Annotated in this window: 22 protein-coding genes; 15 read left to right on the forward strand and 7 right to left on the reverse strand. The window is 52.2% G+C overall.

The genetic code is table 11. The features are described from left to right. The first annotated feature begins 106 nt into the window (after positions 1 to 106). The 6 genes from J4G78_RS05435 (at position 107) to J4G78_RS05460 (ending at position 6,470) form a co-directional block, all read left to right on the forward strand. The gene (locus J4G78_RS05435) at positions 107 to 982 is read left to right on the forward strand and encodes a helix-turn-helix domain-containing protein (protein ID WP_207989166.1); all 876 of its coding nucleotides are present in this window, start codon (positions 107 to 109) and stop codon (positions 980 to 982) included. A gap of 101 nt (positions 983 to 1,083) precedes the next feature. Continuing rightward, positions 1,084 to 1,959, forward strand: coding sequence for a tol-pal system YbgF family protein (locus J4G78_RS05440; protein ID WP_243457235.1), 876 nt, complete (start codon positions 1,084 to 1,086; stop codon positions 1,957 to 1,959). 25 nt (positions 1,960 to 1,984) lie between these two features. Then, positions 1,985 to 2,932, forward strand: coding sequence for a tRNA lysidine(34) synthetase TilS (gene tilS, locus J4G78_RS05445; protein ID WP_207989168.1), 948 nt, complete (start codon positions 1,985 to 1,987; stop codon positions 2,930 to 2,932). Between the two features lie 155 nt (positions 2,933 to 3,087). Further along, the gene (gene ftsH, locus J4G78_RS05450; protein WP_207989170.1) at positions 3,088 to 5,040 is read left to right on the forward strand and encodes an ATP-dependent zinc metalloprotease FtsH; all 1,953 of its coding nucleotides are present in this window, start codon (positions 3,088 to 3,090) and stop codon (positions 5,038 to 5,040) included. A 242-nt stretch (positions 5,041 to 5,282) separates the two neighbouring features. Beyond that, a complete protein-coding gene (locus tag J4G78_RS05455) occupies positions 5,283 to 5,501 on the forward strand; it encodes a hypothetical protein (RefSeq protein ID WP_207989172.1) in 219 nt (72 codons plus the stop codon). Between the two features lie 102 nt (positions 5,502 to 5,603). Further along, positions 5,604 to 6,470, forward strand: a complete 867-nt coding sequence (locus J4G78_RS05460; protein WP_207989174.1) for a sterol desaturase family protein — start codon at positions 5,604 to 5,606, stop codon at positions 6,468 to 6,470. An 11-nt stretch (positions 6,471 to 6,481) separates the two neighbouring features. Here J4G78_RS05460 and rpoZ read toward each other — a convergent pair whose 3' ends face one another. Next, positions 6,482 to 6,829 (reverse strand): DNA-directed RNA polymerase subunit omega, encoded by a 348-nt coding sequence (gene rpoZ, locus J4G78_RS05465; protein WP_207989176.1) that lies wholly within the window; start codon positions 6,827 to 6,829, stop codon positions 6,482 to 6,484. Positions 6,830 to 6,977: 148 nt separating this feature from the next. On the opposite strand from rpoZ, the gene J4G78_RS05470 reads away from it, so the two are divergent. Together J4G78_RS05470 and bla are read left to right on the forward strand one after the other, a co-directional pair. Next, positions 6,978 to 8,204 carry a phospholipase D-like domain-containing protein gene (locus tag J4G78_RS05470; RefSeq protein WP_207989178.1) on the forward strand — a complete coding sequence of 409 codons (1,227 nt, stop codon included), beginning with the start codon at positions 6,978 to 6,980 and terminating at the stop codon, positions 8,202 to 8,204. A gap of 157 nt (positions 8,205 to 8,361) precedes the next feature. Further along, positions 8,362 to 9,456, forward strand: a complete 1,095-nt coding sequence (gene bla / locus J4G78_RS05475; RefSeq protein ID WP_207989180.1) for a class A beta-lactamase — start codon at positions 8,362 to 8,364, stop codon at positions 9,454 to 9,456. Between the two features lie 29 nt (positions 9,457 to 9,485). On the opposite strand, the gene J4G78_RS05480 is transcribed toward bla, so the two are convergent. Continuing rightward, positions 9,486 to 9,689, reverse strand: a complete 204-nt coding sequence (locus J4G78_RS05480; protein WP_207990875.1) for a hypothetical protein — start codon at positions 9,687 to 9,689, stop codon at positions 9,486 to 9,488. A 117-nt stretch (positions 9,690 to 9,806) separates the two neighbouring features. Beyond that, on the reverse strand, positions 9,807 to 10,121 hold the full coding sequence (locus J4G78_RS05485; protein WP_207989181.1) for a hypothetical protein: 315 nt from the start codon (positions 10,119 to 10,121) through the stop codon (positions 9,807 to 9,809). 233 nt (positions 10,122 to 10,354) lie between these two features. Between J4G78_RS05485 and J4G78_RS05490 the strand changes: the two genes are divergently transcribed. From J4G78_RS05490 to metH, 4 genes are all read left to right on the forward strand, one after another. Then, positions 10,355 to 11,380 (forward strand): ArsR/SmtB family transcription factor, encoded by a 1,026-nt coding sequence (locus tag J4G78_RS05490; protein WP_207990439.1) that lies wholly within the window; start codon positions 10,355 to 10,357, stop codon positions 11,378 to 11,380. Continuing rightward, positions 11,377 to 12,333, forward strand: a complete 957-nt coding sequence (gene metF / locus J4G78_RS05495) for a methylenetetrahydrofolate reductase (protein WP_207989183.1) — start codon at positions 11,377 to 11,379, stop codon at positions 12,331 to 12,333. Before J4G78_RS05490 ends, metF begins: the two co-directional genes overlap by 4 nt. Next, positions 12,330 to 13,379, forward strand: coding sequence for a homocysteine S-methyltransferase family protein (locus J4G78_RS05500; RefSeq protein ID WP_207989186.1), 1,050 nt, complete (start codon positions 12,330 to 12,332; stop codon positions 13,377 to 13,379). The genes metF and J4G78_RS05500 overlap by 4 nt, the downstream gene beginning before the upstream one ends. A 129-nt stretch (positions 13,380 to 13,508) precedes the next feature. Next, entirely contained in the window at positions 13,509 to 16,139 is a 2,631-nt protein-coding gene (metH, locus tag J4G78_RS05505; protein WP_207989188.1) for a methionine synthase, read from the forward strand. A 49-nt stretch (positions 16,140 to 16,188) separates the two neighbouring features. Here the strand turns inward: metH and J4G78_RS05510 are convergent, their stop codons facing one another. Next, the gene (locus J4G78_RS05510; RefSeq protein WP_207989190.1) at positions 16,189 to 16,824 is read right to left on the reverse strand and encodes a PEPxxWA-CTERM sorting domain-containing protein; all 636 of its coding nucleotides are present in this window, start codon (positions 16,822 to 16,824) and stop codon (positions 16,189 to 16,191) included. Positions 16,825 to 17,099: 275 nt separating this feature from the next. Between J4G78_RS05510 and J4G78_RS05515 the strand changes: the two genes are divergently transcribed. Further along, positions 17,100 to 18,044: a right-handed parallel beta-helix repeat-containing protein gene (locus J4G78_RS05515; protein ID WP_207989192.1), complete on the forward strand. Its 945-nt coding sequence runs from the start codon at positions 17,100 to 17,102 to the stop codon at positions 18,042 to 18,044. A gap of 15 nt (positions 18,045 to 18,059) precedes the next feature. Here J4G78_RS05515 and J4G78_RS05520 read toward each other — a convergent pair whose 3' ends face one another. Next, positions 18,060 to 19,733: an alkaline phosphatase family protein gene (locus J4G78_RS05520; protein ID WP_243457236.1), complete on the reverse strand. Its 1,674-nt coding sequence runs from the start codon at positions 19,731 to 19,733 to the stop codon at positions 18,060 to 18,062. A gap of 131 nt (positions 19,734 to 19,864) precedes the next feature. Here J4G78_RS05520 and J4G78_RS05525 point away from each other — a divergent pair, with 131 nt between their 5' ends. Together J4G78_RS05525 and J4G78_RS05530 are read left to right on the forward strand one after the other, a co-directional pair. Beyond that, on the forward strand, positions 19,865 to 21,955 hold the full coding sequence (locus J4G78_RS05525; protein ID WP_207989196.1) for a protein-disulfide reductase DsbD family protein: 2,091 nt from the start codon (positions 19,865 to 19,867) through the stop codon (positions 21,953 to 21,955). A gap of 42 nt (positions 21,956 to 21,997) precedes the next feature. After that, positions 21,998 to 22,615 (forward strand): redoxin domain-containing protein, encoded by a 618-nt coding sequence (locus J4G78_RS05530; protein WP_243457237.1) that lies wholly within the window; start codon positions 21,998 to 22,000, stop codon positions 22,613 to 22,615. 253 nt (positions 22,616 to 22,868) lie between these two features. On the opposite strand, the gene J4G78_RS05535 is transcribed toward J4G78_RS05530, so the two are convergent. After that, on the reverse strand, positions 22,869 to 23,261 hold the full coding sequence (locus J4G78_RS05535) for a hypothetical protein (protein WP_207989198.1): 393 nt from the start codon (positions 23,259 to 23,261) through the stop codon (positions 22,869 to 22,871). A gap of 328 nt (positions 23,262 to 23,589) precedes the next feature. Beyond that, positions 23,590 to 24,390 carry a class I SAM-dependent methyltransferase gene (locus J4G78_RS05540; protein ID WP_207989200.1) on the reverse strand — a complete coding sequence of 267 codons (801 nt, stop codon included), beginning with the start codon at positions 24,388 to 24,390 and terminating at the stop codon, positions 23,590 to 23,592. Between the last annotated feature and the right edge of the window lie 105 nt (positions 24,391 to 24,495).

Below are 24,495 nucleotides of genomic sequence, written 5' to 3' on the forward strand. Positions count from 1 at the left end.
CCTTGGCTACAATTGTGATAATCATTGACTTTTCATTGCTCTAGTGGCTTCTTCCTATTCACAGTATTAACGGGGTCGCACCGCGAACCGGCCGAAGGAGAGTATGATGGCCGAAGAAATTGACGCAGAAGAAGCAGATAGTGAAAATGCAGAACTGAACCTGCACAGCGCGGGTGATATGCTACGCCATGCGCGCGAACAAAAAAACCTTAGCGTCGCAGATATAGCTAAAACAACCCGAATTCCTCAGCGCCATCTGGAATCAATTGAGTCGGGCGATTTTGCCGCGCTGCCAGGACGGACTTATGCAATCGGCTTTGCCAAATCCTACGCTCGCACTGTTGGTCTTAGCGAAGTGACCATCGGCAGCCAGTTACGCGAGGAGATGGATGATCAGGGGCACAGCGCCTACGAGCCGGAAACCAGTGGATATTCGCCTGCCAATTCTAGCAATATTCCACCCAAGTATCTGGCATGGACCGCAGCTGGTTTGGCGGCAACATTGCTTGTCGGTTTTCTGGTATGGCGGACAATGTTTCTCGAACCCGGTGATTTTATGGAGAGCAGTGGGGACGCTGAATTTGTTGGCGATAATGGCGAAACTGATGGTATTTTGGATGGAACCATCGAACCTGTTGGGCCAACACCATCTGCGACAGGCACCGTCATATTGACCGCTACCGAGACCGTTTGGCTAAAAATATATGATGAAGATGGCGAGCGATTATTTGAAAAAGAAATGGCCGCCGGAGAACAATACTCGGTTCCTGCAGATGCAAATGGCCCACAAATCCTTACAGGTCGCCCAGATGCGCTCACTGTTACGATAGATGGCGAGGTTGTTCCACCGCTTGGCACGGCAGACCGTACCATCAAAGATGTCGGGATTAGCGCGGCGGCATTATTAGCGCGGGCTGATCCGGGCGGATTAACCTCTGACATCAACGGTCAGTCCATTACCGATCAAACGGTAAACCAGTAAACGGATCATCTGCATATCTGGTGCTTCGTGACCCGACGTAAATCGGTTTACTTTGCCCTGCAATTTATGGTTAACACAATCCAAATTTTTGGAGGCTGCTTATGAAATCCGTACTATTATCGACTCTTTGTACCAGTATGTTTGTCAGCCTGCTGATCGCCACCCCGGTAAGCGCGCAAGATAGAAATGTCGACAAACGCGTGGACCGTCTTGAACAAGAGATGAGGGCTGTGCAGCGCAAGGTTTTCCCGGGCGGTTCATCGCGCTTCTTTGAACCCGAGATCACCCCGGATACTGACACGCCAACAACTCAGTCAACAACCAGCTCGGCCGTATCAGATCTGATCGCCCGGGTAGACACGTTAGAACGCAGCCTTGCCTCACTTACCGGTCAGGTAGAGGAAAATGGGTTTCGGTTGAAACAAATCGAAGATAAGTTGGCAGCGACTGAAGTTCCACCGGTTAGCACTGACCCTGGTACATTTTCAACGACACCCTCCAGCGTCCCCGGCGCCGACAGCACGCAAGCGACAGCAGATCCCGAACGTGTCTCTGGTGTTGCGTCGATTGTGATGCCAGACACTGGTGATGCCGGTGAAGACGCTTACATTTATGGCTACCGGCTGTGGGAGGCAAAATATTATCCCGAAGCCCAGACACAGTTGAAAAAAGCTGCTGCCGATCATCCAAACCATCGCCGCGCCAGCTTTGCTAAAAACCTTCTCGGCCGTGCCTATTTGGATGACGGCAAACCGGCATTGGCATCTGTGGCACTATACGAAAATTATCAGGAACTGCCTCGTGGCGAGCGGGCACCTGATAGTCTTTATTTTCTGAGCACTGCCTTAGTCCAACTCAACAAAAAGGCTGATGCCTGTCGCGTGCTTTCTGAATTACAGGAAGTTTATCCCGGTGCCGCGTCTGGCCGCCTAAGCGCGCGCGTCGCTAGCGGAAAGGCAGCGGCGGATTGCAGCTAATTATAACTCCCGATCAACCGACCCCATGACGGGTGATGCGCTTATTGACCGCTTTCGCGAGGCGGTGACTACGCTTGTTCCAGACTTTGAAGATAGCAATGCCATATTGGGTTTGGCAGTCTCTGGCGGGCCCGATAGTCTTGCACTATTACTGTTAGCCCATGGGAGTTTCTCCGGTCGGATAATGGCTGCCAGCGTCAACCACGGACTGCGCCCTGCAGCCAAAGACGAATGCGAATTTGTCGCCAAGATATGTGCAGAACGAGGAATTCCACATCATATTTTAAAACCGTCCACCCCCATTCGGGGAAGCATTCAGGCAGAAGCGCGCAAGGCACGCTATTCGTTACTCAATGGCTGGATGGAAACTCAGAATATTAAATGGCTTGCCACTGCCCATCATGCTGATGATCAACTGGAGACCTTGATTATGCGCATATTGCGCGGCAGCGGCATTGACGGCATGTCCGCGATCCGTGCGAAACGGGGTCATATCATTCGTCCACTCCTTCCTTTCTCAAAGGATATGCTGGTTCAGTTCGTCAGCACGCAGGGTGTTAAGGCCATTGATGATCCATCCAATAGAGACCAAAATTTTGATCGCGTCAGAGTAAGGGAAGCCTTGTCACAACTGTCCGGCTTTGATGTGAGCCTAGCCAGCCAAAGCGCGGCGGCACTCGATGATGCACGCGCGGCGGTTCACTGGATGGTTGAGGAGCTTGCAGCGAGCCATATAATACAAACCGCAGATGGCTGCCGGCTCGACAATCACGATTTTCCGCATGAAATTATTCGGCGGTTACTGTTGAGATGCCTGCATATCTGCGACCCTGCATTATCTCCGCGTGGCAGTCAGCTTGAACCGCTGATAAGAGATCTAAAACAAGGTAAAACCCTCACCATGGGTAATATATTATGCAAAGGCGGATTAACCTGGACCTTCGCTCTTGCTCCAAAACGGAACAATAGCTAAATATTTCAAGGTATTGATGGCAAATCCCGATACACGATCAGACTGATCGGTAAAAACATTGCCGCTCATATTGTCATCCCGGGCAAAACCCCTATCTTTATAGGAATAGATTCGACGGAAAAAAGCCGGCGAAACCAACAAGGACGTAAAGCATCATGAATGACGAACAGGATCCCAAGGAAAATCCGTGGATGAAAAGTATGCTCATCTGGGCAGGCGTGATTGTCGCGCTGTTGCTGACTGTTTCCATGTTTGGTGCAGGTGCTGGCGCTGATTCAGGCGAAGCGATCAGCTATTCTTCTTTCCGCGCGAAAGTTGCTGAGGGCAGCGTCGAGAAAGTAGCCATTGCTCCCGACAAAATCACTGGCGAGCTAACTAATGGCGACAAATTTGCAACCACACCGGTCGGCAATGATCCAAGCTTGGTCAAATTGCTCGACGAAAAAGGTGTCGAATATAGCGGCCAGGCGGAAGAAAGCCCGAGCATCTGGCAATATCTGCTGATCCAATCCCTGCCCTTCCTGCTCATTCTGGGCATCGCGTTTTTCGTACTGCGTCAAATGCAAAAAGGCAGCGGTTCCGGTGCGATGGGCTTCGGCAAGTCCAAAGCCAAAATGCTGACCGAAAAGCAAGGTAAAGTTACTTTTGAAGATGTTGCCGGCATTGATGAAGCGCGTGAAGAGCTTGAGGAAATTGTTGAGTTTCTGAAAAATCCCAGCCGCTTTTCCAAGCTTGGTGGTCAGATCCCCAAGGGCGCATTGCTGGTGGGTTCACCCGGTACCGGTAAAACCCTTTTGGCGCGTGCCATTGCAGGCGAAGCGGGTGTACCGTTTTTTACCATTTCCGGTTCCGACTTTGTGGAAATGTTTGTCGGCGTCGGCGCTAGCCGCGTCCGCGACATGTTTGAGCAGGCCAAGAAAAGTGCACCATGTATCGTCTTCATTGATGAGATTGATGCGGTTGGCCGCCATCGTGGGGCCGGTTTGGGCAATGGCAATGACGAGCGTGAACAGACATTGAACCAGCTTCTGGTTGAAATGGATGGTTTTGAGGCCAATGAAGGCATTATCATCATCGCTGCAACCAACCGTCCTGACGTTCTGGATCCTGCGCTGCTGCGTCCGGGCCGCTTTGACCGTCAGGTTGTGGTTCCCCGTCCCGATATTGAGGGCCGTGAGAAGATCCTCGAAGTGCACATGAAGAAAGTGCCGCTGGCACCCGATGTCAACGCACGCACAATTGCACGTGGTACACCCGGTTTCTCCGGCGCAGATCTTGCAAATCTAGTTAACGAAGCTGCTCTTATGGCTGCTCGCCGCGGCAAGCGTCTGGTGGCTATGGATGAGTTTGAGACCGCCAAAGACAAGGTCATGATGGGTACCGAACGGAAGTCCATGGTAATGACGGAAGACGAGAAGAAGATGACCGCCTATCATGAAGCCGGTCACGCGATTGTGGCGGTACATGAGCCTGCCTCTGATCCGATCCACAAGGCGACGATCATTCCGCGCGGCCGTGCGCTTGGTATGGTCATGCGCCTGCCGGAACGGGACAGCTACAGCTATCACCGTGACAAGATGCATGCCAATATGGCCGTGTCCATGGGTGGCCGTGTCGCAGAAGAAATCATTTTCGGCTATGACAAGGTCTCTTCCGGCGCGTCGGGTGACATTCAATATGCGACCAAACTGGCCCGCGACATGGTCACGCAATGGGGCATGTCGGACGAAATGGGTCCGCTTCAATATGAAGAAGAGCAAGGCGAAACCTTCCTCGGTTATTCACAGTCACAGCGCGTCCATATGTCCGATGAGACTGCCAAAAAAATTGACAGCGAAATTCGCGGTCTGGTCGATGCGGGCTATGAACGGGCAAAGGATGTTCTGACCAAGCATGAAGATCAGCTGCACTTGCTAGCCAATGCGTTGCTTGAATATGAAACCCTGTCTGGCGATGAAATTGACTCGCTGGTCGAGGATGGCAAATTCGAGCGTCCTGATGGCGACGTGGTCAAACCGTCTTCGGTTCCAACCATTGGTACATCAATTCCGAAGGCAGGAAAAAAACGGAAAGGCCCGTTTGGCGATCCTAAGCCGCAGGGTGCCTAGACCGTTACTGTGCTAGGTGCATAGTTCACCTAATATTCAGATAAATAAAGACAAAAGGCCTCTTTCAAAATTGAAGGAGGCCTTTTTTAGTGAAGCCATCAATCCCAATTGTCACCAGCGCCCTTTTACTATTTGCGTCCTTTCCAGCTTCCGCGATGACAGTCTCAGAATTTTTGCCAAAAGCTGACAAACTTATGAATGCCGGTATGGGAGCGATGTTCTCAAAGCACCGGAAGCCGGTCATGGCTGAAATGGATAAAGTTACCAATGGCTATCGTGCCGATATCGAGGCTGCACGCGCCGCGGGCAAAACACCGGCTAGCTGCCCGCCGCCAAAAGGCAAAGGGAAACTCAACGGCAAGGAATTTCTCGCACATCTCAAAACCATTCCAGTGGCCAGGCAGAATATGGAAGTGAAGACCGCTTTTCACGGGTTTATGAAAAAGAAATATCCTTGTTGAGGGCCGAGGTGGTTTGCCATGTATCTTCGTGTGAATTGTGTGAACTTTGGACAAAATCCACAGTATCCTTGCGCCTTTGCCACTTAGCTGCGACAAAAGCACATGTCTTTTCTCGAACAATATGAGACCATAGTTAGGTTGGGCACCTTCGCAGGCATATTTCTGGTCATGGCACTGCTGGAGTTGGCGATCCCGCGCAAACAACGTGTCTTGGCCAAAGGCGGGCGCTGGTTCACCAATATATCGTTGGTCATTGTTGACACTCTAGCATTACGCCTGATCATACCGATATTGGCCGTTGCGATGGCCAATTACGCGGCAGGTCGCGGGTGGGGGCTGTTGGCCTTGGTAGATCTGCCATTATGGATTGAGGTCATTATCGCCTTCCTGCTGCTCGACATGCTGATCTATGCACAACATATCGCATTCCATAGGATCCCGATCCTGTGGCGTTTTCACAAAGTCCATCATGCAGACCGCGATCTTGATGTCACCAGCGGCGCGCGCTTTCACCCTGGAGAGGCCGTCTTTTCCATGGCCTATAAGCTGCTCTTCATTGTGCTGATCGGGCCGGCAGCCTTTGCTGTATTCCTGTTTGAAGTCTTGCTCAATGCTGCTTCCATGTTCAATCACGCGAATATCCGCTTGCCGCTCGGATTCGATCGGCTGCTGCGTCTCTTTATCGTGACGCCCGATATGCACCGGGTACACCATTCGATCATCGAAAGGGAAGCGAACAGCAATTACAGCTTTTTCCTGACCATCTGGGACCGGATGTTCGGAACCTACATTGCCCAGCCGGAAAAGGGGCATAATGGAATGACGATTGGCTTGTCCGAATATCAGGATAACAAGCCCGCCAATCTGATCTGGAGTTTGATCATCCCATTTATGCGCAGTAAGAATGCTGAAATAAAAACAGGCGGCAACTCAATGGAAGAGCGCCGCCCGGTTTTTAAATCAGACTAAAACTTAGCGTATTAACGCCGTCCGTAATCACCTGATACGCCTGCGCTGCGTGGCGGAGCGGCAGCCGTCAAACGAAGCGCTTCGGCAGATTGGCTGATCGAACCAATTTCATCCGGCGTATCATCATCATCAATCTGCACTTTCTGTAGTGATTGGACGAGACTTTCTTCGAGATCTTTTGGCTTGATCGTTTCTTCAGCAATCTCACGTAGCGAAACAACCGGGTTTTTATCACGATCGCGATCAATCGTCAGTTCAGCACCGCCCGAGATTTCGCGTGCACGCTGCGCTGCAAATAGGACCAAATCAAACCGATTGGTGACTTTATCAACGCAATCTTCAACCGTAACGCGAGCCATAAGGCGCTCCTGATTCTCTGTAATTTATGAAAGATGGTTTGCACCTAAGGAAAGTGCTTGGTTTTGTCAATAAATCTGATGGTCTTGCTGATCAGCTTTGCTGTTATTCAATTGTCGGTTCAGGGCGAATAATCTATACGTCTGATCTATGATCATTCCTGCTTCTCAAACCGTTTCGACTGATGCCGATGATCAAAATACTATCGAAAACGACTGGTTCGATATTGGCGGGAATAAACTCAAGTTGGTTCATCTTCCAAACGACCGTCTGGAAGCACTGCTCACTTTGATTGAGCAGGCTCGCCACTCCTTGAAACTTTTTTTCTATATGTTCGAAGGTGATGATGTTGGGCGATTGGTGCTACGCAAGCTGATCGAAGCTTGTCGGCGTGGCGTCAGGGTAGAACTGATGGTCGATAGCTTCGGGTCAAACGGTGCACCAAAAGGCTTTTTTGATAACTTCGAGCAAGCAGGCGGACATTTCGCGATTTTCAGTCCGCGGTTTTCCACGAGCTATTTTGTCCGCAATCATCAGAAATTCATCATTTCAGACCATGATTGCGCAATGATCGGCGGTTTCAACATCGCCAATCAATATTTTGATCAGCATTCCCAAGATCAAGATAGCGAGAATAATGAAACCAGCTGGACGGACTTGGGCGTTGTTATTCATGGACCAGAAGTGCGCAAACTTGAGGCATATTATGAACAGCTGTCCGATTGGGTTTGCAATAACAACGGGAATATCCGCTCTCTGCAAAAAATGGTGCGGCGATGGGAGGCCGGCAATGGTAATTTTCGCTGGTTACTTGGCGGCCCCAGCAATCGCCTCAGCCGTTGGGCATGGTCGATCAAGGGTGACCTAGAAAAAGGGGAGCAGCTTGACCTAGTCAGCGCTTATTTCTCACCCGGGCAAGGGTTGCTGCGACGCATTGCCCGTTTGTCAAAGCGCGGCGGCAAGAACCGGCTTATTCTGGCGGGCAAGACTGATAATGCCGCTACTATTGGAGCAAGCCGTCTGCTTTACGGATATTTGCTCAAACGCAGTACTTGTATTTACGAGTACCAACGCAAGCGACTGCATATGAAATTGGTTATTATTGATGATGCTGTCTACATAGGGTCCGCGAATTTCGACCTCCGCAGTCTGTTCATCAATGTCGAAATGATGGTGCGGATCGAAGACAAAGCTTTTGCCAACCATGCACGCGCTATTGTCGATGATATGTGCCAAGCCAGCCTCCCTATTTCCAAGGAATTGCACAAGGCACGCAAAGGACTGCTCAATCGATTGCGTTGGACCCTTTCCTATTTCGTCGTGAATGTACTCGATTACACGGTAACCCGCCGCTTCAACTTCGGTGTTAAAAAATAACGAATGCATTTCGTCGCACGCCCAGAATCGTTCGTCGCAAACATCGGTTTTGGCTCTGTTCAGGCAAAATCGTGTACGTAAAGCCGTAGTTTGTAGTTGATATTCCGGACAGCTCTTTCTGACCGACAATATCTCAACAGGGATCGGTAGTTAGTTTATGGCATATGTACGCTTTGTAATCATTGTCTTTTGCGTAAGCGTTTTGACCGCTTGCGTTGCGCCGTCTCAAGGGCGATCAGTCGTTTCCAACGAACAGAGAGAAACTCCGCGGCCGCGCTACGAAAACCCGCCGCCGCAAAAAACGGATACACGGTCTCAGAATCGGCCTGATCCGGCGCTGGAACGAGAAGTTGCCGATTTATGGCGCAGTTTTCCGGGCAAAACCGGCATTGCTATTAAAAGTATCGACAGCGGCTGGAGCATAGGTCATCGCGCGGACCAAGACTTTCCTCAACAAAGCGTATCAAAACTTTGGGTTGCCATGGCCCTGCTGGACAAGGTCGACCAGGGACGTGTATCGCTCTCTGACGCCATCCAGATCGGCCCAGATGATCTTACGCTTTTTTATCAACCCCTTGCGGCGGAGGTAAAACGCGAGGGCGCTGTAGTCAAAAGCGTATATACACTGCTCGAAAGAGCTCTCGCCTACAGCGACAATACAGCGAATGATGTGCTTTTGCGTCATGCTGGCGGGCCCGATGCCGTCAATGATTTTATCCGCCGCAAAGGTCTTGGCAAGATAAAATTCGGTCCTGGCGAACGATTGATGCAGAGTCAGATTGCAGGGTTGAAATGGAGCCAGAATCTCTCTGTAGGACGGAAGTTTTACACCGCGCGTGCAAATTTACCGATTGAAACGCGCCGAAAGGCATTGGCGGCTTATCTTGCTGATCCAATCGATGGCGCTAGTCCAGGTGCCATCGTTGGTGCTCTTGACCAGCTAGCTCGCGGCGAGCTGCTATCTGAAAACTCTACCCAATTGCTTCAATCCATCCTGAAACGGACTCGAAGCGGACCAAACCGTCTGAAAGCTGGCGTTCCGGCAGGTTGGGATTTTTTGCATAAAACCGGTACTGGACAGATATTGGGAGCCGTATCAACCGGTTATAATGATGTCGGTATAATGACCGCGCCCGATGGAAGCCGATATGCGGTCGCGGTTATGTTAGGCGACACAACCGCCTCGATCCCGGAACGTATGCGGCTAATGCAGTCTGTTACACGCGCTGTAGGACGCTATCACCGTCGATAAAGCAAATCAGATAAATGATGCTGTTGGAATCAAGGCTCTTGCACCGGTTGAACCATGCGTTTTTCGTCTGAGCTAAATTCAGGCGATGCATAGCGATCGTCTAGCATTTCAGCGGCCTCGTCCAATGCCTGTGCCTCACCAACCGTGACTCCACCAGGCCCGGGATCATTCTGAGCAGGTCCGCAAGCTGCCAATGCAAACAAACCTAAGTAGACACCATGTCGCTTCGTCATGTTTTGACGCCTTTCATTAAAATTGAAATACTAACGGCTCAGTAACAGAATCAATTCTGTCGGACAAAAAAAGGGCCGCCAATAAGGCAGCCCTTTTCCGAAATATGTCAAAAGTGCTTATTCAACTGCACGTTTTGCAGCATCGGCAGCATCACCAGCAGCCTCGGCAGCATCACCAGCAGCTTCTGCGGCGGCATCACCAGCAGCTTCAGCCGCTTCGCCAGCTTCTTCAGTTGCTTCAGCAGCAGCTTCGCCCATGGCGTCTGCAGAGCCTTCAGCAGCAGTCATCGCGTCGTCAGCAGCTTCTTCAGCTGTTGCTTCAGTACCTTCTACAGCCTCTTCTGCACCAGCTTCTGCATTTTCAGCAGCGCCGGAACAAGCAGCCAAGCCAAGTGCACCAGCAAGAACGATAGATGTTGTAACTTTTTTCATTGGGTAAACCCTCTACTTTTTCCTCATAAAAACCAAGCGAACAGCCGATAAACTCCCTCAAACTGCTCACGGGGACGTGCCTTAGCTCTATGGAAAAGGGATGGCAATGGCGAACATTCTTACTCCATGATCCATTGAGACTTTTTTTTGTAATAATTTTAAAAACGGATATTCAAAGCAAGCAAATCTAATGGATTGACTGCATATAAAGAATTCTTTATATGCTTTCTTCGATGAATGATGTCCTCACCATATTTAGAGCACTGGCTGATCCTACGCGAGTTCGAATCATGCTTCTGCTCCTTAACATGGAGCTTGCCGTTGGCGAGCTGGCGCAGATTTTGAACCAAAGCCAACCTCGTATCTCCCGCCATATCCGAATTTTGGACGAAGCGGGCCTCGCAGAACGCCGAAAAGAAGGCAGCTGGGTTTTTCTGCGTCCCGGGCAAGCGCCCGAACTTGATACCTTGCGCCGCCTTTTCCGTTCCGACAATGTGATATCTTCCGAACAAGCGGTTGATGACCAAGCGCAATTAGCTCTCGTCCGGAAAGCGCGAGCTGAGATGGCCGAGCGTTATTTCGAGGACCACGCTGAGGAATGGGATGCCATCCGTTCTCTCCATATTCCGGAAGATGACGTTGAACAGGCAATGCTGGCGCTGCTCAAAGACGTCAATCTTGGACATATGCTAGATATCGGAACAGGAACTGGCCGGATGGTTGAGCTTTTCGGACCAAATTCCGCAAAAGTGACGGCGCTGGATAAAAGCCCAGAAATGTTACGATTGGCCCGTGCAAAGCTTTTGGGCAATGAATCAGACAAGACGGATCAGGCGGCATTAGCGCGAAAGACCGAATTGAAGCTGGGTGATTTTAACAAACTGCCCATTGAAGATGGACAAGTAGACAGTGTTCTACTTCATCAGGTTCTCCATTACGCCCAGCATCCCGAAGCGGTTCTAACTGAAGTATCAAGAGTCGTCCGCAATAGCGGAACGGTGATGATAACGGACTTCGCTCCTCATGATCGCGAAGAATTGCGAACGGCTCATGCGCATGCTCGGCTTGGTTTTTCTGACGATAGTATGAAACGTTGGTTCGCCGCTTCGCAGATAGATATGATACAAAGCCGAACGCTGGATGGCGGTAAACTTACAGTCAAAATATGGGTTGGGCGTAAATCCGGCCTACCTCAAATTCATTCCGAAAGCAGTACTGCTTCAGCAACGAATATACCGCAAAAAAGAGCTTCAATATGACCCAAACATCCAGACCTTTAGGCTTAGGCGAACTTGAAGAAGCAAAGCGCGCACTGGATGTGCCCCTATTTGCCGGGCTCAGCGGTGATGCTGATGTTTCCTTTGAATTTTTTCCGCCGAAGTCGGAGAAAATGGAACAAACCCTGTGGGACAGTGTCGTTACGCTGGAACCCCTTGATCCACGCTTTGTATCCGTTACTTATGGTGCCGGTGGATCAACCCGCGAGCGGACCCATGCCACTGTCGCGCGCATTGCCAAGGAAACCCATATTCCAGCCGCTGCCCATTTGACCTGTGTCGGGGCAAGCAAGGCGGAGATCGCGGATGTCGCGCAGTCCTATTGGGAAGCCGGCGTGCGCCATATTGTTGCCCTGCGTGGAGACCCGCCAGCGGAAGGTCAGGCGTTTGAACCGCATCCGGAAGGTTACAAGAGTGCCGCGGAACTTGTTAAAGGGTTGAAGGATATAGCCCCTTTTGAGATATCGGTGGCGGCCTATCCGGAGACGCATCCGGAGGCCAATTGTCCGCAGAGCGATCTCGACAATCTCAAGCGCAAGTTGGATGCCGGTGCAAGCCGCGCAATTACGCAGTTTTTCTTTACCGCCGAGGCTTTTTTCCGGTTCCGCGACGCAGCCACAGCGGCTGGGATCGATGCCGAACTGGTGCCCGGTATCCTGCCAGTATCGAATGTTGCCCAAACGCGGAAGTTTGCGGGTATGTGCGGTGCCGAGATCCCGGCGTGGATGAATGACCTGTTTGAAGGGCTTGATGACCATCCCTCTGCCCGCCAGCTGATTGCAGCCACCGTTGCGGCGGAATTATGCCGTAAGCTCTATGCCGGCGGCGTCCGCCAGTTCCATTTCTACACACTCAACCGCGCAGAGCTCAGTTACGCGATCTGTCATCTGCTCGGCAAACGCCCGACAGGCGCAGTGCGGGAGAAAGCAGCATGACCGGTCCCGGCGAACAGCTCCGCGCGATAGCGGCAGAACGCATCTTGGTCTTTGATGGCGGCTATGGCACGGCTATCCAGAATCACGGCCTCGGCGAACGCGATTATCGCGGCACGCTGGAACTGAACGATGACCAGAAAGGCAATAATGACCTGCTCAGCCTGACGCGGCCGGATATTATTGAGGGCATTCACACCGCCTATCTGGAAGCGGGCGCGGATATTGTCGAAACCAATACGTTCAGCTCGACCGAGATCAGCCAGGCCGATTATGGCTGCGAACATCTGGTCAAAGACATCAACATCAAATCCGCCGAAATCGCGCGCCAAGCCTGTAACAAGGCTGAGGCCAAAGATGGCAAGAAACGCTTTGTGGCTGGCTCCATCGGCCCGACCAACAAGACGCTGTCGCTTTCGCCTGATGTCAACGACCCCGGCTTTCGCGAGATTGATTTTGACTATCTCAAAGGCGTGTACCGCGAGCAATGCGATGCCCTGATCGCAGGCGGCGTTGATTTTCTGTTGATCGAGACGATTTTCGATACCCTCAACGCCAAATGTGCCGGGATGGCCGCACAGGAAGCCGCCGAGGCTTGTGATCGCGACGTGCCCCTGATGATCTCCATGACGCTCACGGATCTCTCCGGCCGCAACCTGTCAGGCCACACGGTGGAGGCGTTCTGGCACGCGGTGCGCCATCTGAAACCGCTGACCATCGGCCTCAACTGCTCCTTTGGCGCTGACCAACTGCGCCCGCATCTCGCAATGCTGTCGAAAGAAGCCGATACGCTGATCATGGCCTATCCCAATGCCGGTCTGCCCAATGAATTGGGCGAATATGACGAATTGCCGGATCAAACCGCTGCGCTGATTGGCGAGTGGCTTGATGACGGCCTGGTCAATATTGTTGGCGGCTGCTGCGGTACGACGCCCGAGCATATCGCCGCCATTGCCGAAGCGGTCGAGAGCGCCAAACCACGCGCTGCGGCTTCGCCAGCGGTCCAGACCCGTTTGTCCGGCCTTGAACCATTCACGATGGCCGCTTAGTCCCCTCCCCCCTTCAGGGGAGAGGGTTAGGGAGAGGGGCAGTCTCTTTCTAAATATTTAGTTTTCAATTTGAGAGGACTCCCCCTCTCCCCGGCCCTCTCCCCTGAAGGAGAGAGGGAGAAGGAAAAAATGACCACACCCCCCTCTTCCGCGCAATTCGTCAATATTGGCGAACGCACCAATGTCACCGGTTCCGCGCGGTTCAAAAAGCTCATCCTCAACGATGACTATGAAGCCGCCGTAGAAGTCGCGCGGCAACAGGTCGAAAATGGCGCGCAAATTATCGACGTGAACATGGACGAAGGCCTGCTCGACGCCGAACACGCGATGACAACCTTCCTCAAGCTGATCGCGGCGGAGCCCGATATTGCCCGCGTGCCGGTGATGATCGATAGCTCCAAATGGTCGGTCATCGAAGCGGGCCTGAAATGCGTGTCGGGCAAACCGATCGTCAATTCCATCTCGATGAAGGAGGGTGAAGAGGAGTTTCTCGCCCATGCCCGCAAATGCATGGCCTATGGCTCCGCCGTTGTCGTCATGGCTTTTGATGAAACCGGGCAAGCGGATACCAAGCAGCGCAAGGTCGAAATTTGCGAACGCGCCTATAAATTGCTCACCGGCATCGGCTTTCCGCCCGAGGATATTATTTTCGATCCCAATGTGTTCGCCGTGGCAACCGGGATAGATGAGCATCGCCGCTACGGATTGGACTTCATTGAAGCGGTGGCCGAAATTAAGGCGCGCTGCCCGCATGTGCATTTTTCCGGCGGCCTATCCAACCTGTCTTTCAGCTTTCGCGGCAACGAACCGGTGCGCCGGGCGATGCACAGCGTCTTTCTCTATCACGCCATTCCTGCCGGGCTCGATATGGCCATCGTCAATGCCGGACAGCTGGATATCTATGACGATATCGACCCCGTCCTACGCGAGCATTGCGAGGATGTCATTCTCGACCGCGAACCCAAGGATGGCGGCGATGCAACCGACCGGCTGATCACGCTGGCCGAAAAATTTCGCGGTACCGACAAGGCGGCGGAAAAAGCCGCTGCCGAATGGCGCGGCTATGATGTCGTCAAACGGCTGGAACATGCGCTGGTCAAAGGCATTGATGCTCATATTATCGAAGATACCGAAGAAATGCGCGTTTCGGTCAAGGATGCCGGTGGGCGGCCCATTGAGGTCATTGAGGGTCCCCTGATGGACGGCATGAACGTTGTTGGTGACCTGTTTGGTTCGGGAAAAATGTTCCTGCCGCAGGTGGTAAAATCCGCCCGCGTGATGAAAAAGGCCGTTGCCCATCTCTTCCCCTATATCGAGGCAGAGAAAGAAGAAGGTGCCAAGGGCAAGGGCAAGATCATCATGGCCACCGTCAAGGGCGACGTGCATGATATTGGCAAGAATATCGTCGGCGTCGTGCTGCAATGTAACGGCTTTGAAGTGATTGATCTGGGCGTGATGGTGCCCTGGACGGACATCTTGAAAGCCGCCAATGAAAATGACGCGGACATGATTGGCCTTTCCGGTCTGATCACCCCGTCGCTCGACGAAATGGTCACCGTTTCCGAAGAAATGGAACGCGCCAAAATGACGATGCCTCTGCTCATCGGTGGTGCCACAACATCCAAAACCCACACGGCGCTGCGGATTGAACCGGCCTATTCCGGTCCGACCGTCTATGTACTGGACGCCAGCCGCGCGGTCGGTGTCGCCTCGCAATTGGTCAGCGACACGCAGGCCGAGCCCTTTATCGCCAGCACGCGCGAAGATTATGAGCAGGTGCGCATCGCCCGTGCTGGCAAAACCGCAAAGAAACTGGCGTCGCTGGATGAAGCCCGTGCCAATGGCGCGAAAATCGACATGAGTCAGAAAGCGCCTGCCCCAAAAAAACCCGGTCTGCATGTCTATGAAGAGTGGGATCTCGCCGAGCTACGTGATTATATTGACTGGACGCCGTTTTTCCGCGCCTGGGAACTGGCCGGTACCTATCCTGCAATCCTGACCGATGAAGTGGTCGGGGAAAGCGCCAGCGATCTTTATAAAGACGCGCAGGCAATGCTCGACACAATCATCGCAGAAAAATGGCTGACCGCCAAAGGTGTGGCTGGACTATGGCGGGCGCGGCGCGAAGGTGACGATATCTTGGTGTCACCGGAAAACGAAGAAATCGCCCTGCCGATGCTGCGTCAGCAAGTCAGCAAGCGAGCAGGAAAATCAAACAATTGCCTCGCCGATTTTATCGACACATCGGATGACTGGATGGGCGGCTTTGCAGTGACGGCCGGGCACGGGATTGATGAACATGTCGCGCGGTTTGAGGCAGACAAGGACGACTATAACAGCATATTGATCAAAGCTCTGGCCGACCGATTGGCCGAGGCTTTTGCTGAGCGGATGCACGAACATGTGCGCAAAGACTTGTGGGGCTATGCGCCGGATGAAAGCCTGGACAACAAGGCGCTGATCAAGGAACAATATCAGGGCATCCGCCCTGCCCCCGGCTATCCCGCCTGTCCGGACCACAGCCTGAAACCGATCCTGTTCGATATGCTGGATGCGACGACCCATACCGGTCTGGAGCTAACCAGCAGCTTTGCGATGACGCCCACGGCCGCAGTATCCGGCTTTTACTTCGGTCATCCACAAGCCGATTATTTCGGCGTCGCGCGCATAGGTGAGGATCAGGTAGACGATTATGCCGAGCGGCGTGATATCTCACTCGATCAGGCACGTCAGTGGTTGCGGCCTAATCTCAACGAATAAAGCCGGCCTCTTTCGAGACCGGCTTTTATATCGTTAAACAGGTGAAAGTTTAAGCGTAGCTCACTTTCGTCGTGGCTTTGCGGCGGCGACGCATCGCGCCTCCGACCAACCCGAAGCCACCGATCATCATCGCCCAGGATGCAGGTTCCGGAACAGCCGTAGCAACCGTCAAAACGCGGACAAAATCGCCAGGCGAAGACGCTCTGAAATTCAAATCCAGCCGGTTGCCAGCGAATGTCGCAATGTCGCTGCTTTCAAGTCCGCGCAGATTTGGGCTCAAATAATTTACGTTGGCGTTGCCCAACAGCATGTCTGTATCGGTGAGATCAGCTTGTGTTGTCAGTACAGCCAAAACTTCAGAATCAAAATCAACATAGCCAATTGCCCTACGAGTCCGGCGCGGATCAAAAAACACATAGTGGCTATTCACAACAGTGCCCGCAGTCAATCCGCCCACAGCAGCGGTGAGCGTCACGCTTTGCACTTCATCAAACGCAAAGAGGTTGTTAGACTGCTGGTTATTATTACCAACCGAAAAACCCGGAGCAGGATTGAGCTGTTCAAAAACTCCACCATTACTCAGTGCGTTACCACCGGTAAGCTCACCAAAAACAACAGCGGCATTTGCCGATCCTGCGATAGCAAAGCTTCCCGCTGCAACGGCAGCCATCAAATATTTACGCATAGAGTTTTCCCATCGTCATTTTCACGACTGTCTTGCCGCAATTTATATGAATCTATACAACAGTGTTAACCTATAAATCACCATATTTCCAGCGTTGATCACAAGCTAGGCAATTTTTTACATTTCAGCCCATGCCATCCCAGAAACGGCACGATTTAACTTCTGGTAACAAAATTGGGTTCATTTGGGACAGACTCGTGTCGGATATTGTGTCGGGACGACAAGCAGCTTATGCGACAATCATACATTGTCCCCGCTTTTCAGGAGCTTCAGACGTGAAACTTTCGGTCCCGATCCTCATTGGAACCTTTTTGGCAGTCGCCAACAGCACCGCAGCAGTGGCGCAAGATGCTGCCCCCTTTACGGTGGCAGAAAACGGGCAGGGTTTTTACAGATTGTCAGACGCGGTCGAAGCCATCGGCGCACGGCGCGGAACCATCGTCATCGCTCCTGGCGCTTATGGCGATTGTGCCGTTCAGACGGAGGGTCAGATCACGTATCGGGCAGCGGTTGCCGGACGGACAATATTTGATGGCGGAATTTGCGAAGGCAAAGCATCTTTGGTACTGCGCGGCCAAGCGGCATTAGTTGACGGCATCGTCTTTCAAAACCAGCGTGTACCGGATGGCAACGGCGCCGGTATCCGTTTGGAGCGCGGTAACCTGACCATCGTCAATGCATTGTTCCGTAACAGCGAGCAGGGTCTGCTGACCGCCGATGATGCAAGTGGTAGCATTGTTATCGACCGTTCGACCTTCCAACGGCTAGGCCGATGTGACCGGGGTCTATCTTGCGCCCACAGCATCTATATCGGTGATTATGGCTCGCTTAGTGTTACCAACAGCCGGTTTGAAAAAGGCAATGGCGGCCATTATGTCAAAAGCCGGGCACCACGTATCACCGTCACCAACAGCAGCTTTGACGACACCCAAGGGCGCGCGACCAATTATATGATCGACCTACCGGCGGGCGCATCCGGTGTCATTAGCGGCAATGTTTTTGTTCAGGGCCAGAATAAGGAAAACTGGAGTGCTTTCGTCGCTGTTGCCGCAGAGGGCAAGAAAAACAGTTCTGCGGGTCTTAACATCCACTCCAACAGCGCGTCGCTGGCTAAGGGCGTTCAGCGCAACACCTGGTTTGTCGCTGACTGGAGCGGCGACAAGATGCGGATTGCGAATAACCGATTGAGCCGGGGACTAACCCGTTACGAAAAGCGATAGGTTTAGCAGCTTATATTATCGGCAATTATCGCCCGGACCGCCATCAATGTCCAAACAGCGCCCATCAAGTTCGTCGTCCGGAATATCTAGACCGATGATTGATGCCAGGGTCGGAGCGATATCAACGGTTTGAACCGAAAGCGGTTGCTCAAAATGTGTCATGCCTTTGCGCCAGAATAGAATTGGCACGCGCCGGTCATAATCCCATGGGCTGCCGTGGGTCGACACGTAACCGCGCATCGGCCTGTCAATCGGAGTGACCCCTTTTTTCAGTAGTACAATGAAATCGCCAGATCGGTCAGGGTGGAAAGACGCCCGGGCGCGTTCGGTCAAACTCCATTCTTCGACTGGACCAGATGGCATCGGCATTTTCGCTAAATCTGCACCGTCTAGAACCAGTTCCACCTGGCGATTGCGTGCCATGATAGCCATGGCCTCGGCCTTCACCTCAGCACGCAGGGGTGCCGGCAAAGCCTGGCTGACGTAATAATCACCAAATGGACTGTCCGCATAAATAATCTGACCATATTTCCGTAGTTCATCGTTTTCATAAAAAACTTCATTGAGGCCATCGGCGTTGACATCGTCATCAATCCGCTGCGCTTCCGGAACACCTTGCTGTTTCAAACGTTCTGGCAAATCATGGCCACCATGGTCCGCGGTCAGTACAACCATGTAGTCGCGCCCCATCTCGTCGAGCTTATCGAAAAACGAACCGAGATTTCTATCCAGTTCCGAAAGATTGATGCACATTTCAACGCCGCCGGTGCCAAAGGCATGACCGACATAATCCGTAGCGGAAAGTCCGATATTCAGGATATCCGTAAATTCAAACGCCCCCAACCGCTCGTTCTTCACCATTTTTTCGGCCAGCGCTAAAACGGCAGCATCAAAATCAGGAGATGCACGAAAGATAGATGCCCCATTTTTTGGGCGCTGAAACTGGTAAGTGCCCACAGCGCTATCACCACCAAGCGGGATCGCGCGATTGCGGGCCTCGCAATGGGCAGGCACAGCAATAGGCGCGCGCGGCTTGGCAAGCATCGCCTTCAGCTCGGTGTTAAATTTCGGCAGTGCGGGCAGCATCAAGCCATCTTTTTTGGTTTTAAAACCTTCGCCCTTCCACCAGAATATCATGTCAGGCGCGTTTCCGCCCATCATCAAGGCCGCCCGATCTTTGCCCGATACTGCCATGTTTCTGGAGCCAGGTGATAGTGTCTTCAATCTCTCCCCCAAAGTGGGCACGAGCAAATGCCAAGCAGAAGCCACATAGTCGCCCTGCGTCGCGGCGGTAATGCTGCCAAAGCTGGTGCCCTCAATCCTGGGGTCTTCAGCACAATAGATTGTTTTGTCTTCGCGCTTTACGCCCAGATCAATCCAGTTATTAGCGATAATGCCAGCGCGTCCGGGATGAACGCCCGTCATAATCGTCGCATGCCCCGGACAGGTTTCAGTTGCTGCATGTCCCTGATAGCCCGATGGAAAAACCGCACCGCTTGCCAAACGCTTCAGGCCACCGGTAAAGCTGCTGCGATATTCGCTGAACAGATCAGAGGAAAACTGGTCGACCGATATTGCGATCACCAGTTTCGGTTTGCCAGATTGCGTTTGACTGTGATGTTCGGCATTGGCGGCGCCGGAAATTGCAATAAAAGCTATAAAACTTGTAACATATTTGATGACGCGCACGAATAATCCCCATGGTATAAAGCGGCTGTGGCAAGACAGCCGTCGATAGAGTAACAGCATTAAAGATAAAGTGGTGAGTTTTTATGACATTGAATACCTCGTTGAGGACAATTAGAGCAAACGCCCGGACTATGTTTGCAACTATGCTTGCTGCCATAATTTTTGCGCTGTTAACGGCCGTAAGCCCCGCTGTTGCACAAACCGGACTCGATAGGCGCGAACTCAACGTACCAGCCACCTTGGTTGCGGAATCGCAGCAGGTGCAGCCAGGACAAAGTGTCACCCTCGCCTTTGTCATGAACCCCAAACCCACTTGGCACGGCTATTGGGAAAATCCTGGCGATGCGGGGATTGGCATGAGCTTTGACTGGAAATTACCAGACGGTGTGACAGCTGGTGATGCACAATATCCCGTGCCCGATACGTTGCTGATTTCCGGTATCATGAACTATATTTACAAGGGTGATTATGCCGTCCTTGTTAATCTGGCAGTTTCCGATCAAGTCAAACCCGGACCTCTGCCAATCTCGGTGAAATCCGAATGGCTCGCCTGTACCGATGAAGTCTGTGTGCCCGAACAAGATGAACTGTTTATCAATCTGCAAGTGGTCGACAAAGATGTGGGGGTTTCACCTAACAACGCTTTTAACGCTTATCGTGAAGCCTTGCCACGCCCGCTCGGCAGCACTGCAACTTTCATGGTCAAGGATGACCTGTTCCGCCTTTCCATCCCTCTCCCGGCAGATGTCGATGTTGAGGCACCCTATTTCTTTATCAAGGAAGACGGCATTGTCGACTATGGCGCCCCGCAAAAAGTCAACCGTGATGGTGATAGCCTGATCATCGAAACAGCAGCGCGCGGCGATGCATTGCAAAACATTTCCGGCGTCCTGAAAATTGCTTCAAACATGGGGTTTTCTTTAGACGCGTCGGGTGGAGAAGTAGAAATGTCTGGCGTTCCTCTGAGCGGAGGCGCTGACAGCGGAAATTTTACTGGTGGTGGCGACCAGTCTAAAGCGTCCTTGCTGTTTATTGCTCTTGGCGGAGCGATCGTTGGCGGTTTGTTGCTCAATCTAATGCCTTGTGTTTTCCCAATCCTTAGCCTGAAGGCTATCAGCTTGGCCAAAGCCGGCGGCGATGAAACGGTCGTGCGGCGTGATGCGCTGGCTTACACAGCCGGCGTCGTAGTCGTGGCGACAGCTTTAGGCGCTTTGTTGTTGGGCTTGCGTGCCAGTGGGGCAGCGGTGGGCTGGGCTTTTCAATTGCAAGATCCGCGGATCATCTTCTTACTGCTCGCTTTGGTGACCGCAATAGGTTTCAACCTGGCTGGTCTGTTCGAGCTCCCCAATGTCAATTTCGGCAACAGGCTCGCTCAAAAAGACGGACCAGCGGGGTCGTTCTGGACCGGCGCGCTCGCTGCTTTTGTCGCTACCCCTTGCACTGGCCCCTTCATGGCTGCAGCGCTTGGGGCCACCATCATATTACCGCCCATTGCCGCCTTGATAATTTTTGCTGGGCTAGGCGTTGGATTAGCCTTGCCTTTCTTGCTGATCGCGTTCGTACCGGCGATCCGCAGCCGGTTACCCAAACCGGGTGCATGGCTGGATAGTTTCCGCAAGGCCATGGCAATTCCAATGTTTCTTACCGCGATCGGCTTAATCTGGTTGCTGGGACGCCAAATTGGGACGGATGCACTGGGGCTATCTTTGATCTTTTTGTTGCTTGTCACATTGATTTTATGGTGGTTCGGCGGTGGTCAGATGAAAGGCCTATCGCGCGGTACATGGGCGACGAGTGCACTTATCGCAGCGATTTTCGGTGGTGTACTATTCCTGCCAAATGCGGAAGCGATGAATGAGCAGAAAGTTGCAAGCGCTTCTTCTACAACCCTACCCAGTGAAGCCTTTAGTGAAACCCGATTATCGGAGCTGCGCGCCTCCAATCGACCGGTTTTTGCCTATTTCACTGCTGACTGGTGCATTACCTGCAAAGCCAATGAAGCCGCAGCCGTGCAGCGTCAGGAAACTGCGGATGCTTTTGCGAATGCCAATGTTGCGGTTTTGATGGGAGACTGGACCCGTCCCGATCCAGAAATTAGCAAGTTCCTGGAAAAGCATGGCCGCGCCGGTGTGCCGCTCTATCTATATTATGCGCCGGGTGAGGAACCTGTTATATTGCCGCAGATATTGACTATCAGCACACTGACCGATCTGGTAACTTGATATAGGCTCTCAAGCGTTGATGGAATCAAAAAGGAGAACCCCATGTTTTACAAGTTCGCTATGATATCAATCGCTGCGGTAGCGGCAATGAGCGCAGCCACACCCCTTGCAGCTGCACAGAAAAACGGGGCAATTGCGCAAGATTTCAAACTGACAGACATGTATGGAAAAACCGTTCAGCTCTCGGATTTTCGCGGCAAGACCGTGGTTATGGAATGGCACAATCCCGGCTGTCCCTTTGTCGTCAAACATTATGATAGCGGCAATATGCAGGCAACCCAGGCAGCGGCCCGCAAACAAGGTGCCGTCTGGCTCACTATCAACAGCGGTGCGCAAGGAAAGCAAGGCTATATGAAAGGCCCAGCGGCGCAAAAGCTGTCTAAGGATCAGGGCATGAATGCGGATCACTACCTGCTTGATGTCAAAGGGGTGGTTGGCAAAGCCTATGCTGCAAAAACAACCCCGCATATGTATATTGTCGATGGTGCCGGAAAGCTGGTTTACCAAGGCGGGATTGATGACAAACCGACCGCAAATAAAGCGGATATCAAAAGCGCGCGTAATCACGTAACGGCGGCTCTGGGTGAACTGAAGGCCGGCAAAAGCGTCAGCGTGGCGCAGTCGCGCCCCTATGGTTGCTCGGTTAAATATGCGAGCTAATAGCTCATTCAGTGCATAATAGAAAAAGTAGAGCCGTCGCGCGATACACAACCGGCGCGCCAGCCCTACTTCCCTAAAGTCCGGCGGCTTGCAAACCCCCTGAAAGCCCCCGTAAACGGATTGCCGGACCTAAACTATAAGCAACGTTGCTTATTCTATGTCAAAGGATCGGGAGACAGATTTAATACGCAACACAAATCTGTCCCCCGCCTTTGTTCCGACGACAAGCGACCCTAAGCCGCCGCCGGCCAAACTATTGACCTGTCAGGTTAAACTTCTTGGTGCCATTGGCGCCAACCAGTTCAATGCCCTTTGTACCCGACAGGCCAGATAGCGGCATTGATTTCTCATAACGTTCGGCCCCGCCGGATCTGGTCATATCCACCTGAACATCATGGTCATTTGCCGCACGCGCTTCCCACGCTATTTCTATCTGCTGATATTCGGGTAGAGTATCACCCAATACCGGCAGCAATCTTATATTTGCCCCTTGTTTTGGTGCTGGCCCTGATACAATCAGGTACAGTCCCTGCCCCAAAGTTGGGCCAGCCCTCAGTTCCGCAGTGTCAAAATCAGCAGCATTTGCACGACCGGACCTTGCCGACGCAACTATATTGTCCGCTCTCATCTGTTCGTCATTGTTCACAACAAGCTCCATAAGAACCTCTCTGTCCAAAACCGAGATGCTGACCGCGGCTCATCATTGTGGCCGATATTTCAATCTTCGTGTCAGCTCGTAACTACGCAACTTATGTACGACTCTATAACCCAACAGAGGATGAACCGTCTTGTAAACTATTGTAACTATCCGTAAACTGTTGGAATTATATTACAATTTTATGTAATTTAATCCACAACAGTCGATCATGAAATCACAAAAATGCTGCGCTGCACAAAAACCTGGGCGAATCGCTTCGTCCCAACGCTGTTCTAGAGATGTGATTCGCCTCTTGTCACAAGTCGTCGACAAACGCTTAGGCGGGCTTGCGAAACTTTATCATGAAGCGATTAGTCTTGCCGCGCACCGACGGATCGAAAACATTCTTGTCCAAATCATCTTCCGGGTTGGCGAACATATCGCTTTCACTCTCCAGCACAAAACCGGCTTTTTCAAAATCGGTCTTCACGGTCACTGGATCGATTCGGTGGGTTTTCTCCACTATAGCTCTCGTATCCCCGGCGCTACCAACATGATCTATGACCGCGACGATTCCGCCCGGCTTCATACCCGCATAAAGCTTGGTCAAAAAAGCGGCGGGGTCCATCTGCGGTATTTTGAATTTTTCGCTTTCCCAATATAGATCGTGATAGATGAGATGCATCATGGCAAAATCAAAGCTGTCCGGTTCCGGTGTGTAATCACCCAGCTGCGATGGCATGAGAGAAACACCAGGCTGGCGGGTGGCAATTCCGGTCCATTTCGTCTTCGCCGCATCGCTGGATACAAATTGCGGAGGGTTTACGGCGACGACAGATCCTGTTGGTCCAACCGCAGCGCCCATGACTTCGCTATAATATCCGCCGCCGGCAAAGATATCCAGCACCGCATCGCCAGTTTCCAGACCCATGAAACCCAAAACATCAACTGGCTTACGGCTGGCATCTAAATTCACATCAGCTTCGATCCGGCCAGGCGCGGCAACAGCAGCGTTCAAATTGGGCGCGTTTTGTGCTGTTCCTTCTTGCGCAGCGGCTGCAGTTTGATTGCTGTCAAAAGTCGCCACGCTTAGTATCAGAGCAGTGCTCGCCAAGGCCATTAAAAATTTCGATTGCATGTGTCCCTCCCCAGATCGTTATCACCGCAGCATGAACCTTGCCTCTTTGGGGATCAAGCTGGATGCTAGTCGTTGGTCTATCCAAGAATGTTGTTGGTCGAGAAT

The organism is Parasphingorhabdus cellanae, assembly GCF_017498565.1.
GTDB classification, from domain to species: domain Bacteria; phylum Pseudomonadota; class Alphaproteobacteria; order Sphingomonadales; family Sphingomonadaceae; genus Parasphingorhabdus; species Parasphingorhabdus cellanae.